Raw genomic sequence first — 16,852 nt, forward strand, 5'->3', positions numbered from 1 at the left:
GCTCATGACTGATCGGGTCACCAAAGGCCTTGCGGCCCAATTCGATAAGCATCGTGTCGTCTTCTGGTACGATCCGACTAGCGAATTCCGTGAGGCATTTGAAGGTCTAACGCTGGATGGCGTCGAGAAGATTGAGGTCGCCAATACGGAATTCGCGGTGAAGCATCGGATTCTGCGTGAGGCCCCGAAAGAGCGTTTCCTGCTCTATCGGGAAGGAGCACGGCCGGCCGATATCAACAATTGGCTGCTCGACGTTGAACTCGCGAACGGGGTGTTCAAGGCCGATCAGGTTGCGATCTGGTTGGGCGATCTTGGACTGCCGCTCAAGTTCGAGGACCTCGTGCGCGAGCATGAGGAATTCTTCCGCTCCGGCCGCCGGCTGGAGAAACTGAAGACGGTGATCCGTGGGGACGACACCAAGTCCACTTTGCGACTGCGGATGCTCAGCATCTGCGTCGGTTCAGAGGGCGGGTTCGATACCGTGGTGGAGGCGCTACTCGCGGAGACCGCTGAGGGGCGGGACGACAGCCTGCGCCTGATCGGCCGCGTCGGGTTGGACGGGTTCCTCTGGGATCAGATGGCACGCGTCCTCGGGTATCGCGCCCAAAAGCCCAGCGTCGGTGACTTCGCGATTACGCTTTTCAAGTCTTGCTACCGCAGCGCCGTCGGCGGTGATCCTATCCTGACATCCGACGCCTTGGTGTTTTTCCGTCGCTGGAAGAACAACCGGAATGCCGCGGAGGTGTTTGCCAAGCTGTCGGCGAGCTATGCCCACGTCCTGAGCGTCGCGGAGGATCTGGCCAAACGCGATTTCCGCACCCTTATCGAGGTCGACCATTTTGAGGAAGTCGACCGAGCGATCATCCGGGCGCTGGTCCATGAGGTCAGCGCCCGGACCGTGGCGCAGGCCGATGTGTTGAACTGGATCCGCCAACGCCGGCAGAGTCACTGGTATGACGCCTATCGCGACCTCTATGAGGCAATCGGCTTCGCCGCTGAGTTTCAGCAGGCGATGTCGCAGGTGACACTCGGCATGACCAGCCTCGCCGAGGGCGTGCAGCGGTATGCGAAGAGCTGGTTCCGGATCGACCAGCTCTATCGGAAGTTCGTTTGGCACATGCAGAAGTCGGGACAGGCGACGCTGATGCGCGAGCTGTTCGAGCAAGTCGAGAACCACTACGTGAACAGCTACCTATTGCGCCTGAACGAGGCTTGGCAGGTGCATGTTGATACGGCTGACACTTGGTCGGCCGCGCCGATTCAGGCGCAGCGGGCCTTCTATCGTGAGCATGTCGGTGAGTTCCGTCGGCGTGATCAGAAGATCTGCGTCATCATCTCCGACGCGCTACGCTACGAGATTGCAGAGGAGCTCCTCGGGCGCATCCGAAGTCTCGACCGCTATGAGGCTGGGATCGAGCCGATGTTCGGTAGCCTGCCGAGCTATACCCAGCTCGGCATGGCTTCGCTCCTGCCCAACGGCGACCTGCAGATTGCAGACAACGACACCGCCACCGTTCTTGTTAACGGCCAAAGCTCGCAGGGGTTGGAAAACCGCAAGAAAATCCTAGCAACCGGGCGGACAGGCGATCGAACCACGGCATTGAAGGCCGAGGAGCTGATGGGGATGGACAAGGATCAGGCTCGCGCGCTCGTTCGCGACCATGACGTCGTCTACGTCTATCATAACCTGATCGACGCGACCGGCGACAAGCAGGTCTCTGAGGATCGCGTCTTTGAGGCAGCCGAGGACGCGATCGAGGAGATCGTCAGGCTGGTGAAGAAGCTCAACGGTGCCAATGCCGCCAACATTATCGTTACTGCCGACCACGGCTTCATCTATCAGCACCGGCCGATCGAGGAGAGCGACTTCTCCTCAGCCACGGTCGACGGCGACATAATCCTCTTTCGCGACCGTCGCTTCATCTTGGGGCACGGCTTGAAGGGCAACCACGGCCTGCGGCGTTTCACCCCGATCCAGGTCGACCTTCAGGGCTCGGTTGAAATGTTGATTCCCAAATCGATTAACCGGCTGCGCCGGCAGGGTTCCGGCAGCCGGTTCGTGCATGGTGGGGCGACACTCCAGGAGATCGTCGTCCCCGTGGTGAAGATCAACAAGAAGCGTCAGAGCGACACCTCGGCGGTCGAGGTCGAAATTATCGGGAGCTCGAACCAGATGATCACCTCGAGCCAGATCTCGGTCCGCTTCTACCAGGCCACAGCAGTGACTGAGAAAACCCAGCCACGCCAGCTTCGGGCCGGCATCTACGCCCAATCGGGCGAGCTAATTTCTGACAGCCACGAGTTGGTGTTCGATTTCCGCTCGGACAATCCCCGCGAGCGCGAAATCCCGGTCCGGTTCCTGCTGTCTCGCCAGGCCGACGCGTTCAACGATCAGGATGTGATCCTGAAACTCGACGAGCGTCACGCCGAGACCTCCCATTTCCGGGAGTACCGTACGGCTCGTTACAGGCTGAAGCGCAGCTTCTCGAACGATTTTGATTTTTGAGATGGATGAGCGATGACCGCGCTAGACGATAAGATCAACGATCGCTTCCCCGGACTCGTGGTGCGCAAGGACCTGGTCAAGGCGGTCAAGGGCAATGCAATCGTCCCTTCCTACGTCCTCGAGTTCCTGCTGGGTCAATACTGCGCCACCAATGACGAGGCCTCGATTCAGTCGGGGATTGAGACCGTCAAGGAGATTCTGCGGAAGCACTACGTGCACCGCAACGAGGCGGGCTTGATCCGGTCGAATATTCGCGAAAAGGGCCGGTGGAAAGTGATCGACAAAATCAGCGTCGATCTGAACACCGACAAGGACGCCTATGAGGCGACCTTCTCCAATCTCGGCATAAAGAACGTGATCATCGATTCCGGCACGGTGAAAACTCATCCTAAGCTTCTTGTCAGTGGCGTCTGGTGCATCGCCGATGTTGAGTATGAGCACAGCGAGGACAAGAACGTCTCACCTTGGATCCTTGGCAGCATCAAGCCGATTCAGCTGTCTAAGTTCGATTACGCTGGCTATCTCGAGGCGCGAAACGGCTTCACTACCGACGAATGGATTGATCTGCTTTTCCAGACCGTCGGCTTCGATCCGGAGATGTTCGGACGCCGGAGTAAGCTCCTGCAGCTGATGCGTCTCGTTCCGTTCGTCGAACGGAATTACAACCTGATTGAGCTCGGCCCCAAGGGGACGGGCAAGTCGCACATTTTCTCGGAATTCTCGCCCCACGGAATCCTGATTTCCGGCGGGGAAGTCACCGTCCCTAAGCTGTTCGTCAACAACAACACGGGCAAGATCGGCTTGGTCGGCTACTGGGACGTGGTAGCCTTCGACGAATTCGCAGGTCGCCAGAAGCGGGTCGACAAGGCGCTTGTCGACATCATGAAAAACTTCATGGCCAACAAGAGTTTCTCTCGCGGGGTGGAAACGCTAGGTGCCGAGGCTTCGATGGTTTTCGTCGGGAACACCCAACACACTGTTCCCTATATGCTGAAGCACACTGATCTGTTTGAGGAGCTTCCCGAGAAATATTACGACTCGGCTTTCATTGATCGCTTGCACACTTATGTCCCCGGCTGGGAGATCGACGTCATTCGCGGGGAGATGTTCGCATCGGGATATGGGTTCGTCGTCGACTACCTTGCCGAGATCTTGAGGCACATGCGCAACGACGATTATTCAAACCGGTACCAGGGCCTGTTCACCCTGTCGTCGGACATCTCGACGCGCGACCGCGACGGGGTGAACAAGACGTTCTCGGGCATGATGAAGCTCCTGTTCCCGTCGGACAATGCGACTGAGACCGAAGTCGAGGAGATGTTGCATCTGGCAATGGAGGGTCGGAAGAGAGTCAAGGACCAGTTGTTTCGGATCGACAGCACATACCCAGAAACCAATTTCTCCTTCACGGCGCGGGACGGTCGCAAGATAAGCGTCACGACGCTTGAGGAAACGGAACATCCTCAATACTACCACAAGCGCGCCGCTCGGCATGAGGAGTCCGGGCCATCGGTGAAACCGGGGTCCGACGCCGCCGGGGCGCCTGCGGTGCTTGCCGCTCCGGCTGTGGCCGAGGTAACGGCGCCCAAGCCCGCGGACCCACGCGAGGGACACAAGGTTTTCACTGAGAACCAAAAAGGCGTGACCTTCGCGGACTTGTTTTGGCCTTGGATAGAGGGGGCCACGAAGATTGTCGTCACTGACCCGTATATCCGCATGTTCCATCAGGTCCGGAACGTGATGGAGTTCGTCGAAATGGTTGCTGTTCGCAAGGCGCCTGAGGACGAAGTCGCGATCCACCTCATCACCTGTATCGATGACACCTATCCTGACAAGCAGCAGTCCAATCTGATTGCCGTTGGGACCGCCGGCGAGGCGGCAGGGATCAAGTTTACCTGGGAGTTCGATGGGACGAACACCATACACGCGCGCCATATCGCCAGCGACACAGGCTGGAAAATCAGCCTCGATCGCGGCCTCGACATCTTTCAGAAGTTTGAGATGAACGATGCTTTTAGCTTAGCCAATCGGCTGCAGGCCTATCGCCAAGTCAAAGCCTTCGAGATCACCTACCTCCGTCAAAGCTTGGATCAGCATCGGCTTGCCGGTCCATCTTGAACGGATTTAGTGGATTGCGAAGCTGTGGGCACGGTCGTTCCTCAGGGCAGAAGATGGCATTTCAGGCGTCATGATCGTCACCATGGCGGGTGAAAGCGGCTCCTGAAACCGCTTCACAATAGCTCGCCTGATTGCAGATCCAACCTACCCCATCATTGCCGCAACTGACGCCGAAACCGGTGCCCCGGGTTTAAATGATTCGGAGCAATCGCGCGGGCCCCTGGTCCTGTGCATAGCGGGAACAGGATAAGAATCCCATGGGGTCCGTTCGCATCCTGCTCTATGATGCACACATGGCAAAAACCATAACTCCGAATCAACTGCTGGGGCAGATTGGCGAGACCGCTGTTCAACTGCGGTTCCTCACCATGGGCTTCCAGTTCGACGTGCGCTCGCGCCTCGAAACTGGAATCGATGGGATCGCCGAGGTAATGATCGAAGGTCAGCCAACCGCGCGAATGATCGCGGTTCAGGTGAAAGCGACCGACGCCGGTGTCTACACGGGCGAAGATGCCAGCGGCTTTACCTACCTGCTGCGCAGTGAAGACCTCGCTTACTGGCGCGGGTCGAACCTTCCCATTATCATCGTCCTCTTTCGCAAGAGCGACGAGACCTATTACTGGAAGGAAATTTCAAGCGGTCCGGGGCCAGGCGAAAGGCGGCTGAGCTTTGACAAGAAGCTGGACGTCCTAGACGCGAAGGCGGTCGATCGGCTCGCCGCTCTTACTATTCCGAAGACAGGCTTCGGCTACTACGTTCCGCCACTCGGCGGCGGCGAAGAAGCGCTGGTGAATATCCTTCCCGTCAGCCTGCCCGATGAAGTGTTCGTAACGACAACGCCGTACACGGCAAAGCAGGCGACCGCGATGCTCCTCGACGCCGAGGAGCCTGCGCGCTTTGATTGGGTGATTAAAGGCAGCTCGTTCTGGTCTTTCCACGATCCACGCACTTCGTCGTGCGATCAGATCGTCGATCTGGATCAGGTCGAAGCGATCGAGGTCCAACACTTGGCCTTCCATGAAGACCTCGACGAGCGGAACAACTTTGCCTTCCTTCTCAATCAGACGCTTCGTCATCAGGTACGAAGCGATCTGGGATGGGACAAGGAGGGACGGCTTCTCTATTTCAGGGCACGAGCCGAAAACGAGTCCCGCGCATTCCGCTATCAATCAGCGAAGAAGAAGGCTGAAGCAGACGTCGTCAACGCCGTTCGCAGCAAGACGGATCCGACCCGCGTTGAGTTCGTGCGGCACCACGCCTTCGTGCCGAGGTTCGAACTCCTGTACGATCAGTGGTTCTTGGTGATCAACCCGACTTACTACTTCACCACCAATGGGTTCATTCCGCACTCCTATCCGAGCGCGCTGCTGGCCGGAAAGAAGCGGTTGGACAAAAGTGCATCGCTTCGCGGTCAGGTAATCATGTGGCATCGCTTCCTCACAGAGGAAGAGCGCAAGGCGGATGATTTGTTCGCCGTTGCCACCGCTGATCCGCGCCTCACATTCGGCGAGCCTCCGAGCGTTGAGCTTCCCAAAAAGGTGCCCGAGGACGTGTGGGGGACGCCGAAGAGGCCGAGCGAGGAAGCCGATCCCAACCAAGAGCTGCTGAGGTTCGCATGAAGTTCGAGACCAAGATCTTCGATGAACCGCTTCTCGAGTTTGGAGACCAACATTACCATTCCGATCCGCGCCTTGGTCTGTTCGAGGCTGGGCCGCTCCAGACGCCGCTTGGTGATGTCATCAAGATCGCCGTAGTAGGGAGTGCGAAGACCGTCGAGGACTCTCGCGACTTCCTTCAAGCCGCTGCGGCCGGATTCGCAGGAAAATCGGAAAAGCATCCAAACCTTCATCCGCCGTTTCCGGGCCTCGGAAATCAGAACCCTTTCCGCTGCCGGTTCGAGATTCCGGATGGCGCGGTTGCCGCGATCCCGCAGGCGCGCATTGAACGCATCAGGAAAGAATCCCATCACGGCAAAGCAGTCGAGATGGCAGTCGATGAAATCATTGAGCAGCTGCAGGCGATCGATGAGGGCAGTTCACGGCCGGACGTCGCCATCATTGCTCTGCCGGTTGGACTGATCGAGCGCGTCTGGAACGCCAAGGTCGATTCTGACGCAACGGTGGAGGAGGAAGATAGCTCGGGCTCGGATGCCCCCAATTTCCGCGGCATGCTCAAAGCCAAGGCGATGCACTTTCGCTTTCCCATTCAGATCGTCTGGGAAGACGTGCTCGATGAGCGCGCCGTCATCCCTCTGAAGATCAAGGAGAGCAGCGCCCGACAAATTCAGGATCAAGCCGGCCGTACATGGAATCTCCTGGCCACCCTTTACTACAAAGGGTCTGGGCGCGTGCCGTGGCGGCGGGCGCCTCAAGAGGGAGAGTTTTCGGCCTGCTACATCGGGGTGAGTTTTTATCGCGAGGCCGGTGGACAACAACTCTTCACGAGTGCAGCTCAGATGTTCGATGAGCGTGGAAGAGGCTTCATCCTTAAGGGTAAAGGCGCGCAGACGGAAAGTCGTGGCAGGCATCCCTATCTGACGCAGGACGATGCGAAGACTCTGATTGCCGATGCTCTCGCCGCCTACAAAAAGCATCACATGAATTATCCGGCCCGGGTCATAGTGCTGAAGACATCGCGCTTCCGCGACGAAGAAGCCGACGGGATTTTTGAAGCGCTTGATGAGGTCGGCACCGAACTGCGCGATCTCGTGTGGGTTCAGGAATCGTCGTTCGTGAAGGTGTTCAGGGACGGCAATTATCCGGTCATGCGCGGCACGTTCGTGGAACTTGACGGGAAAGGCTTGCTCTACACCAACGGCAGCATTCCCTATTATGGGACATACCCCGGCATGTATGATCCGAAACCGCTGTTGATCTGCCCCTACAAAACCAGCGATAGCACGGTCGCGCAGATCGCGAACGAGATATTCGGTCTAACGAAAATCAACTGGAACTCCACACAGATGAACCAGAAGCTACCGATCCCCATTCGTGCTGCACGCAAAGTAGGCGAGGTCCTTAAGTACATCACCGATGAGAAGGTAAGTTCCGACTACCGCAGATACATTTGAGCGCAACCTGCCGTTGCCCGCCGCTCCGGCAGGCCCAAGCTGGGTCTATCTCGTGCTCGACTGTAAGCCGCTGGCCGGGTATTCCTCCTCTCCACGCTGTCCAACGCAGAATTCAGCTTTTGGGAAGCTGTAGCGCAAAGATCAACGACCGACTTGAGGCGGATATTGTTGAAAAAGCTCGGAATTTCGCCTGGAAGCCGGCCATCTGGTTCTGCATACTAAATCTACGCCAGAAGCGCCTCGTTCTGACGAAGGCGTCGTGCGCTTCCGCGGCTTCCTCAAGAAACTTGGACTTGTCTTCGGCGCTGAAGAGATCCCCCGCACAGCCACGTCCGAAAGCTCCAGCCCTCGCAGTATATTGGGGGCGGTGGCGATATCGCTGAGACTGCCGAGATGACCCTGCAGGTCGTTCATCACGTCGATGAACCGTCGATGACGTTTGGCTTTCGCCTTGCTGTTGTAAAGCGGCTCGAAGAACTCAGCTGCGCAGCGCAGCTACTTATGCTGAGGACGAGGTGGCAATCGGCCACTTCGCGATCTACGAACTCCCGATCCCACAGCTCTTTCAGAGCACCAACGGCCGCCGCACGATCCGAATTTCGCTCGCCTTCGATCCGCCTGTCCACCACAGCCGCTCCAAGTATGCCGGCTTCGGCATGAGCTTTCGTCTTGTGCGCGATTGCGAGCCGGCACTGATCACCGAACATTTTCGGAGGCGGCCTCGTGATGAAGCCGTGCCCGAGATCGCCGGGCGCAATGCAACAAGATGGTTCCCGGCCCGCAGCTGCGAGAAAGGCGCACGCTGCTATTGGCGTCCCTACCATTCAGGAGCGACTTCTCGAACTACGGCGACCGGTAGGGGAAACCCGCAATCGCTCTGCATAGAGATGCATAGTCTCGATGCCTGGCGAGCTGATGCTGATTAAGACGCGCTGGCTCATGACACCTTCCTTCAGCCGGCACGTATTGCGAGCTCGGGCTGCACGACTTCGAAACGGATGGTCGCGCCGGCTTGCCGGATAATTCCATCCACGCTGTTCTCGATCACTTCGACGAGGTCTTCGAGGACACCGCACGGTTTTCGCTTCTCCCGGCTGGGATCATATTTTCCCAGCAGCACCAAGGCGCAATTTTTGTCGGATCGGGCGCAGAAGATCAGCGCGCAGCCAGCCGCGAGTTCTTGCACAAAGAATGCGTCGTCGGAAGCGACGCCGGAGAGCAGCTCATAGGCTCGACCGAGCCTCGATCGAACTATGAGATAGTCCTCCGAAGTCTCGATGACGCCGGCGAGGGATAGGTACGGCAACCTAGTCGAACTCTGGAGCCATACTTCAGATCCGTCCGCTTTCAGAAACATCTCGATCTCCCTGTCCCTTTGTGTAGTGAGATTGTCGACAGAGCAAAGCCCAGACCGCCTTCAGGAGTGCTCCCGTAACGCCACGCTGGATCCAGAGCTCCCGCACAAAGCGTCCGCACAGCCTGCGGCTCCTATAAGCCTTCTCTTAAGCACCTCCTTCAAAGTTAGAGAATATTCAGCTTCGAACCGATGCGTCAAGAAGAGATAGCCGTAGTTTTCAATAATTTATCATGACCGTCACAATACTTACACATCATTTAAAAAATTTACAAAGTCGTATATCGTTGAGTTATTAAACAGTATAAAGTATTGCTGAGATGGTGCAGGAATTTATCAAGAGCCAAGCGGCCCGTTCTCCCCATTGAATCGGCGGAGATGGGACCGGGCCGGCGCTGCGTCTCGCGACGGGATAGATGCACGTCCTACCACTTTCGTGTCGTGACAGGCACCGGTTGCGGGCAACTTCTTAGATACCCGCCAACATGTGGTTCCGACTGCGAGCAAACTAATGGCAAATCTAAGCGCCTTATCCTCCTCTCATGAATATGAGTCACAAACTGGTGACATATATGCGTTTGTAAGTTGGCCCGAGGCATCTGACACTGCGGCAGTAAAAGTAAGACGTGGGTCAGCGACCAGTTTCTGCGCCGGACTGGAATACTTCAGCCTTGGAGGTACGCGCCGTGAATACCATCGAAAAATACTTGCCCACGCAGCGTGAGCAGGCGTTTCTGGACCAAGTGGTCAATGGCAAATACGACCGGCAGATCATCACCGGCATAGCCAAGTTCGCCAGCGGTGACGTGTCCCAGGACATGCAGGGGTTCTATTCGCAGGAAGAGCTAGACCGGATCCTTGAGCTGAAAGGCACCCCGAGAGATCTGGAGGTCCGGATGCCGATCAAGATCACGCGGCACTATTATGAGCAGGCGCAATACAGCAAACCCATGCAGACGCTGGTGAAGGCCAGCCCGAAAGAAACCTACGATCTCGACGGCGCCGAAGATCCGGGCAAGCAGATGACCTACAGCCCGCGCGAGGGGCTGATTCATAAGTACGAGCTTGGCCTGCTCTATGTGGCGTCGACTTGTTCCGCCCACTGTCGCTTCTGCTATCGCGAGGAACTGATCGGCCGCAAAGAGATCACGCGCGAGGATGGGACGGTTGCTCCCAAAGGCTTGGCGCAGCTCGGCGAGATTGTCGAATACATACGCGATCACAACAGGGCGGTGGCCGCGAATGGCGGTCGCCATCCGCAGACCGGCCGTGAGAAGCTTCGAGAGATCCTGATGTCAGGCGGCGATCCCATGGTCCTGGGCAACAAGAACATTGCTGCCTGGCTGGCGGGGCTCGCGGAAGCCGGCGTCGAGAATATGCGCATCGGGACCAAGGAGCTGGCTTTTCATCCGCAGCGGTTCGACCAGACTTTCTTTGCCATGCTCGACGCTTTCCACGAGGCCTACCCGGAGGTCAGCCTGCGGATGATGGTGCACTTCAACCATCCTGACGAATTTCTCCGCAAGACCCCGGATGGCGGTTATGTCGACAGTCCTGGCGGTGGGCTACATTGGATCCCGGAAACGCGGGTTGCGGTTCAGGAACTGGCCCGGCGCCACTGGATAACGATCCACAATCAGTCTCCAATCATTCGCGATATCAACGACGATGCGGAAGCGCTGCGGATCATGCAACGCGAGATGCTCCGAAACGGCATCAACAACCACTATTTCTTCTGCGGTCGCGACATCGTCGGGCACAAGGCATTCAATGTGCCGATCGAGCGAGCATGGCAGATCCTGAACGAGTCGCAGAAGGGTCTATCCGGCGTCGAGGCCCATGCGCGACTTTCAATCACTCACTACAAGGGCAAGACCGAAGTGGCCGCCGTCACCAACGAACCCGTACCTGGCGTCCCTGGTGGTGAAAAAGGCGTTGTGATCTTCAAATTGTTGCGCTCGGCCGCGGATGCACGGGACCGTTGCAAGGTCACCATAGTTGGCCGAAATCCGGAGGCAATCTGGTTCAGCGGCTATGATGATCGCGTCATCTTCGACGAGGCTGGCCTCTATTCCATGTATGGGATCAACCCCGCATTCCTGCAGGCGGCGGAATAGCTGCGCGGACAGGATATCCGGTATATCCAAACGGATGGGGGACCAGACGTGACCTACGTCGTCACCGAGAACTGCATCAAGTGCAAATTTACCGACTGCGTCGATGTGTGTCCGGTCGACTGCTTTTACGAGGGGCCGAACTTTCTCGTTATTCATCCGGACGAATGCATTGACTGCGATGCATGTAGACCGGCTTGTCCGGCAAAGGCGATCTACCGGGATACGGACCTGCCGCCAGATATGAAGCACTTTCTCGAGCTCAACGAGGAGCTTTCGCGACACTGGTCGAACATAACGGATTCAAAGCAACCACTGCCCGACGCAGCGGCGTGGGATGGAATAGAGGGCAAGCTTAGCCATCTGGAGCGCTAGCTGCTATCGGGAGATTTCGCGTGGACACGAATTTGCATACCGAAATATCGAAAAGCGCGGCCCTGTTTGAGCGTGCAAAGTCGTTTTTGCCCGGCGGTTGCAGCCGAAATACGATCTTGCGCAAGCCGCATCCGATCTACGTCGAGAGAGGGCAAGGGTGCCACGTCTATGATGTGGAAGGTGTTCGTCGCACCGACTTTGCGAACAACGTGGCCTCCCTGATTCACGGGCATGCACATCCGGCGATCATTGCTGCTGTCAGTCAGCAAATGCGGAAAGGAACCGCCTTTACCGTCGGCACCGAAGCCGAGATCGACTACGCCGAGCACATTTGCAGCCGAAACCCTGCCTTTGAGAGAATCCGCTTCGTCAATTCGGGTACCGAGGCTGTCATGGCCAGCCTCAAAGCTGCGCGGGCATTCACCGGTCGACCGAAGATCGCCAAGGTAGAAGGGGCCTATCACGGCCTTTACGACTACGCCGAGGCGAGCCAGACGGCCAAGCCGGACAATTGGGGACAGCCGGAGCGCCCATCCAGCGTTGCGGTATCGCGCGGAACGCCTCAGCGCCTGCTAGACGATGTCGTTGTAATCCCGTTCAACGACGTAAAAAGGGCACTCGAGCTACTCGACGAACACCGCGACCAAATGGCATGCGTTCTCATCGATGTGCTTCCCCATCGTATTGGCGTAATTCCTGCCGCGGAAGATTTCGTTCAGGCGCTGAGACGCTGGACCGAACAAAACGGGGCGCTCCTGATCTTCGACGAAGTGATCACGTTCCGGTCCAACTTTGGAGGGGCGCAGCAGTGGTATGATGCACAACCGGATATCACGGCCCTAGGCAAGATGATCGGCGGCGGCTTTCCCGTCGGGGCGATCGCCGGGCGCGCTGAGGTGATGGAAGTCCTCAACCCCCTCAACGGGCCGGCCCCTTTTCCGCTTTCAGGCACTTTCTCTGCAAACCCCATTACGATGGTCGCCGGCTTGACAGCGATGAAATTGTACGATCCGCAAGCTGTTGCCAGGCTCAATGCACTTGGCGACCGCGCGCGCCACTCGATCGGCGAGGCTATCAAGACTGCCGGCGTGCCCGCTTGCGTTACAGGCCAGGGATCGATGTTTCGAATCCATCTATCCGCCGATGCGCCGGCCAACTACCGGCAGGCCTACTTGTCGCCGGAGAAACACGCGTTCCTTTCGGCGTTCGTCGGGCATCTTTTCGACGGCGGCCTGCTCATGGTCGAAACGGGTACTGGTTTCCTATCAACGGCAATGTCTGAGCAGGATATTGATGACATGGCGGCTGTGGTTCTCGTGGCCCTGCGCAAGATGAAGCCTTACTTGTAGCCGGCGCTTCGCAGCCGCCTACTGCGCGGAGCGAACAATTAAACGTGGAGCCCCAATCGTGGTGAAGTTCTGCTCCCTGGCCGAAGCTCTTGCGGAGAACCTCTTTGATGGCGACCAGCGTGGCGTTCGAGGGCTTCACGCATCTCATCCCTTACGCGGCGGCACACGAGGCGATCCGGCAGGGGCGGCAGGAACTGACGCTGATCCGCATGACGCCGGACCTCGTCTACGACCAGATGGTGGGAATGGGGATAGCGAAGAAGCTCATCTTCTCCTATCTCGGCAATCCCGGCGTCGGGCTCTTGCGACGCTGCCGTGATGCGATCGAAAATTGCTACCCGCGCGCCCTCGAGATCGAGGAGCACAGCCATGCCGGTATGGCGAACGCCTACGAGGCGGGAGCGGCTGGGCTGCCGTTCGCCGTATTCCGCGGCTACCGCGGTGCAGGGCTCGCCGAAGTCAACCCGAACATCAGATCGGTCATCTGCCCATTCACCGGCGAGACGCTCGCGGCCGTGCCCGCACTCAGGCCCGACGTCACCTTCATCCGCGCGCAGAAGGCGAACCGCAAAGGAGACGTGCTTATCGAGGGTATCACCGGCATTCAGAAAGAGGCGGTGCTGGCTGCCAACCGTGCGGTGGTGACGGTGGAGGAAGTACTCGAGGACTTCGCCGACGTGCACCCCAATTGCTGCGTTCTGCCTCAGTGGACGATCGGTGCGATAGCTGTTGTGCCAGGCGGCGCGCATCCCTCGTATGCACATGGCTATTATGCGCGCGACAATGCGGCCTATCTCGAATGGGACCATCGCCGCTGACCGTGAGACCTTCGGCGCATGGATGAAAACAAACGTGCTCGACGCGAAGCCTGAAGACTTTGCGAGCCGCGTCGGCCATTTGCTGAGGGCGGCATGAGCGGGCTCGGCTTCACGTCGGAAGAGAAGATGACAGTCGCCGCCGCGCGGGCGCTAACAAGCGACGATGTCTGCTTCGTCGGTGCGCCATCCTCGGCCTGCAACCTGGCGCGCCTTACGCACGCGCCGGGGATCACGCTCATCTACGAGAGCGGCACGATCGGCACCGCCCCAAAGGTGCTTCCCTTGTCGATCGGCGATGGGGAACTCTGCGAGACGGCCGTGACGACCGTTTCGGTGCTAGAGATGTTTCGTTACTGGCTGCAGGGGGGGCGCATCACAGTGGGCTTCCTCGGCGCCGCCCAGCTCGACCGCCACGGCAATATCAACACCACAGTCATCGGCGGCTATCACCATCCCAAGACACGGCTTCCGGGAGGTGGCGGGGCACCAGAGATCGCAACCTCTTGTGGTGAGGTCTTCATCACAATGAAGCAGTCACTGCGGGGTATGGTAGAGAAGATCGATTTCTTCACCTCCTTCGGTCACGGCGATGGCGGTGACGCGCGGACGAAGCTCGGGATCTCGACCAAGGGCCCGACACTCCTTGTCACGGACCTTACCGTGTGGAAGCCCGATCCGGAAACAAAGGAGTCCATGGTGACGTCGCTTCATCCGGGGGTGACGCGGGATGCCGTGCAGGCGACTTGCGGCTGGAAGGTCAAGTTCGCTGACCGACTCGAAGAGACAGCGCCGCCAAGCGGGCTTGAGCTTGCAACGCTGCGAGACCTGAAAGCACGGAGGGGGGAAGGAAGAGCCGGGCCGAGAAGGGGTGATCATGACTGAGACCGCAACTGCGGGCTTGCCCGCACTGGATCTCGATTTCAATGGAAGCTCATCGGAAAAGGCCCTGTTTGACAACACGCTGAGGTTCAGCATCCTTGTTCTGCCAGGGTTCTCGCAGCTTAGTTTCTCTTCGTTCGTAGAGCCGTTTTATCAAGCCAATTGCAGTGTCGGCGAAAAGCTTTTTGATTGGCGAATTGTCGGGACAGACAGAAACCCCGTGGTGAGCTCGAGCGGTGTTGCAATCGCAACCGACACCGATATCAATTCCTACAAAGATGATGATGATTCACATTTTGTAATAATAGGTGGAGCGCACATCGAAGAGCAAAAATCACCTCTGGTCTCCGCTCTTTTGCGTATAAAAAGTCGTCGCAAATTGCCAATTTGTGCGATCGGAACCGCAGCCTGGCTGTTGGCTGACGTAGGGATCTTGCGTAGCGGAATGGGATGTACGATTCACTGGTCGAAACTGGCAGCTTTGGCCGAAAAGTTCCCAGAGTTGGTCACCGAAGATTGCCTCTTTGTCCAGGATGGCTCCGTTACGACTTGCGTCGGTGAGTTCGCTGCGTTCGATCTCGCAGCTGAAATGATTCGCCTTAGGTACGGAGAGGATTTAGCGCGCCGCGTTTGTGCTCAGTTGAATGCGGACAGATTTCGTAGTGGTAGCCATTGTCAATCGGTGCCGCTTGGACTTCTCGCCACAGGAGCCGTCGAAAAGCTCATTCGTGTCATCAAGCTGATGGAGAGGCATGTAGAGGATCCGTTGCCGCTCAAGAAAATGGCACAGATAGTGTCCTTATCGCGTCGCCAAATTGAACGTCTCTTCATAAAACATTTGAAGACCACGCCGATGACTTATTACGCTCAGGTTAGGCTAAAAAGAGCGCGACAACTTCTTGAGGCGACAGATATGTCGGTCATTGAGGTGGCCGTGGCCTGCGGGTATGTGTCCTCTTCTCATTTTTCGAAAGCCTTCAAAGATCATTTCAGCATCCTGCCCAGTCACACTCGTCCATGGCAAGCGCTGTTGTGTGAGGATAGGCAGTTTTCAACGCAGTGCAGCGTTCGGTGAATAGCAGCGACACCCACCAATGGCGCATGTACCCTGGTATCTGATCCGAGCCGCGTCACATGGCTCGTGGTCAGAATTCCAGTGGTCGGCGCCTCAGAGCCTTTTACCGCGGTACATGCCGCGGAGTCTCGTGGGCCCTCGAAGGACGGCGTGAGCGGGTTGGGCTCATCCCGAACGAGACGATGGCGGTTGCCGAATTTTTGATCGGCGAAGGAGACCCCGCCACCACGCGGGCATCGGGCTTACGAAGTATCGCGTCAAATTTGCTTGTAAGAGCACTATCCTGGGTTGCAATTGGTGCGTCGTGCAGCCGACATCAGCCAGCGCGTAAATGCGTTCACCTGCGGGTTGACGTCGCCGGCCGCGCTCACCACAAAATAACTGTTATGCGTCTTCAAGGCCTTGTCGCTCAGCGGGATCAAAATTCCGTACTCGAGTTCCGGTTCGATCAGATATTTGGGTAGAAGAGCTGCGCCAAGGGAGGACGCCGCGGCCGAAATGATCATGGAAAACTGATCGAAATGTCGGCCGCTCAGCAGCCGCCTGTCGCGGATCCCATTCATGGCAAACCAATCAATCCAAGCGCTCTCGCGAGTAATGAGGTGCAGAAGAGGAGCCTCCACTAGTCGAGCCGGCTCGGTTGGCAAGTGCGTGTCGCGGAATTTGGGGGATGCTACCGGCAGCATTTCCTCATCGAACAGCTTGGTCATACGTGCGTCTGGCCAGTCAGCCTTTCCGAAATGGATCGCGACATCGAAGCGCTCTCGCGTGAGATCGAATGGCAGAGTGCGGGTCTCCAGCCTAATTTCGATGTTGGGATGATCATTCAGAAAGGTCGCTAATCTCGGGATCAGCCAACGACTGGCAAATGTTGGCAGGATGCCGATGCGCAATGTCGAAATTCGCTCGCCGACTGCAATCGCCCGCACCACCGATTGCCTGAGATTCTCGAGATCGATCGCCAGATCCGCGGCAAACCGCCTGCCACTCTCGGTTAAGATGACGCGTCGTCCAACCCGCCTGAACAAGGTCGCGCCGATCATGTCTTCAAGGTCTTTGACTTGTCGGCTGACTGCGCTTTGCGTGAGATGAAGTTCTTCCGCCGCCTGGGTAAAGCTTTCGTGCCGCGCAGCGCACTCGAAGCTGCGCAACAGAGCATAGGAAGGCAGATTATGATGACCCACCGAATGCACG

12 protein-coding genes and 1 pseudogene are annotated in these 16,852 nt (G+C 57.7%); 11 read left to right on the forward strand and 2 right to left on the reverse strand.

Translation table 11 applies throughout. The features are described from left to right. The first annotated feature begins 4 nt into the window (after positions 1-4). The 5 genes from pglZ to JG746_RS35645 all read left to right on the forward strand — a co-directional run bounded on the left by pglZ (position 5) and on the right by JG746_RS35645 (position 8,620). The gene (pglZ, locus tag JG746_RS35625) at positions 5-2,506 is read left to right on the forward strand and encodes a BREX-1 system phosphatase PglZ type A (protein WP_199202188.1); all 2,502 of its coding nucleotides are present in this window, start codon (positions 5-7) and stop codon (positions 2,504-2,506) included. A gap of 12 nt (positions 2,507-2,518) precedes the next feature. Further along, a complete protein-coding gene (brxL, locus tag JG746_RS35630; RefSeq protein ID WP_199202189.1) occupies positions 2,519-4,624 on the forward strand; it encodes a BREX system Lon protease-like protein BrxL in 2,106 nt (701 codons plus the stop codon). 257 nt (positions 4,625-4,881) lie between these two features. Continuing rightward, positions 4,882-6,243 (forward strand): DUF4365 domain-containing protein, encoded by a 1,362-nt coding sequence (locus JG746_RS35635; RefSeq protein ID WP_342216574.1) that lies wholly within the window; start codon positions 4,882-4,884, stop codon positions 6,241-6,243. Continuing rightward, positions 6,240-7,694: an argonaute/piwi family protein gene (locus JG746_RS35640; RefSeq protein ID WP_199202190.1), complete on the forward strand. Its 1,455-nt coding sequence runs from the start codon at positions 6,240-6,242 to the stop codon at positions 7,692-7,694. Before JG746_RS35635 ends, JG746_RS35640 begins: the two co-directional genes overlap by 4 nt. 515 nt (positions 7,695-8,209) lie before the next feature. Next, the gene (locus JG746_RS35645; RefSeq protein ID WP_199202191.1) at positions 8,210-8,620 is read left to right on the forward strand and encodes a hypothetical protein; all 411 of its coding nucleotides are present in this window, start codon (positions 8,210-8,212) and stop codon (positions 8,618-8,620) included. Positions 8,621-8,646: 26 nt separating this feature from the next. On the opposite strand, the gene JG746_RS35650 is transcribed toward JG746_RS35645, so the two are convergent. Then, positions 8,647-9,051, reverse strand: coding sequence for a hypothetical protein (locus JG746_RS35650; RefSeq protein ID WP_199202192.1), 405 nt, complete (start codon positions 9,049-9,051; stop codon positions 8,647-8,649). A gap of 683 nt (positions 9,052-9,734) precedes the next feature. On the opposite strand from JG746_RS35650, the gene JG746_RS35655 reads away from it, so the two are divergent. From JG746_RS35655 to JG746_RS35680, 6 genes and pseudogenes are all read left to right on the forward strand, one after another. Then, a complete protein-coding gene (locus tag JG746_RS35655; protein ID WP_199202193.1) occupies positions 9,735-11,165 on the forward strand; it encodes a KamA family radical SAM protein in 1,431 nt (476 codons plus the stop codon). A gap of 48 nt (positions 11,166-11,213) precedes the next feature. Continuing rightward, a complete protein-coding gene (gene fdxA / locus JG746_RS35660; RefSeq protein ID WP_199202194.1) occupies positions 11,214-11,537 on the forward strand; it encodes a ferredoxin FdxA in 324 nt (107 codons plus the stop codon). Positions 11,538-11,557: 20 nt separating this feature from the next. Further along, complete coding sequence (locus JG746_RS35665; RefSeq protein WP_244731024.1) at positions 11,558-12,886, forward strand: aspartate aminotransferase family protein; 1,329 nt, start codon at positions 11,558-11,560, stop codon at positions 12,884-12,886. Positions 12,887-12,944: 58 nt separating this feature from the next. Continuing rightward, positions 12,945-13,801: pseudogene (locus JG746_RS35670) on the forward strand (CoA transferase subunit A). Continuing rightward, positions 13,798-14,586 (forward strand): CoA-transferase subunit beta, encoded by a 789-nt coding sequence (locus JG746_RS35675; protein ID WP_199202195.1) that lies wholly within the window; start codon positions 13,798-13,800, stop codon positions 14,584-14,586. Before JG746_RS35670 ends, JG746_RS35675 begins: the two are co-directional and overlap by 4 nt. Continuing rightward, positions 14,579-15,658 carry a GlxA family transcriptional regulator gene (locus JG746_RS35680; protein WP_199202196.1) on the forward strand — a complete coding sequence of 360 codons (1,080 nt, stop codon included), beginning with the start codon at positions 14,579-14,581 and terminating at the stop codon, positions 15,656-15,658. The genes JG746_RS35675 and JG746_RS35680 overlap by 8 nt, the downstream gene beginning before the upstream one ends. Before the next feature lie 278 nt (positions 15,659-15,936). On the opposite strand, the gene JG746_RS35685 is transcribed toward JG746_RS35680, so the two are convergent. Continuing rightward, on the reverse strand, positions 15,937-16,851 hold the full coding sequence (locus tag JG746_RS35685) for a LysR substrate-binding domain-containing protein (RefSeq protein ID WP_199202197.1): 915 nt from the start codon (positions 16,849-16,851) through the stop codon (positions 15,937-15,939). Position 16,852: the final 1 nt, after the last annotated feature.

Source organism: Mesorhizobium sp. 113-3-3, from assembly GCF_016756495.1.
Taxonomy (GTDB): domain Bacteria; phylum Pseudomonadota; class Alphaproteobacteria; order Rhizobiales; family Rhizobiaceae; genus Mesorhizobium.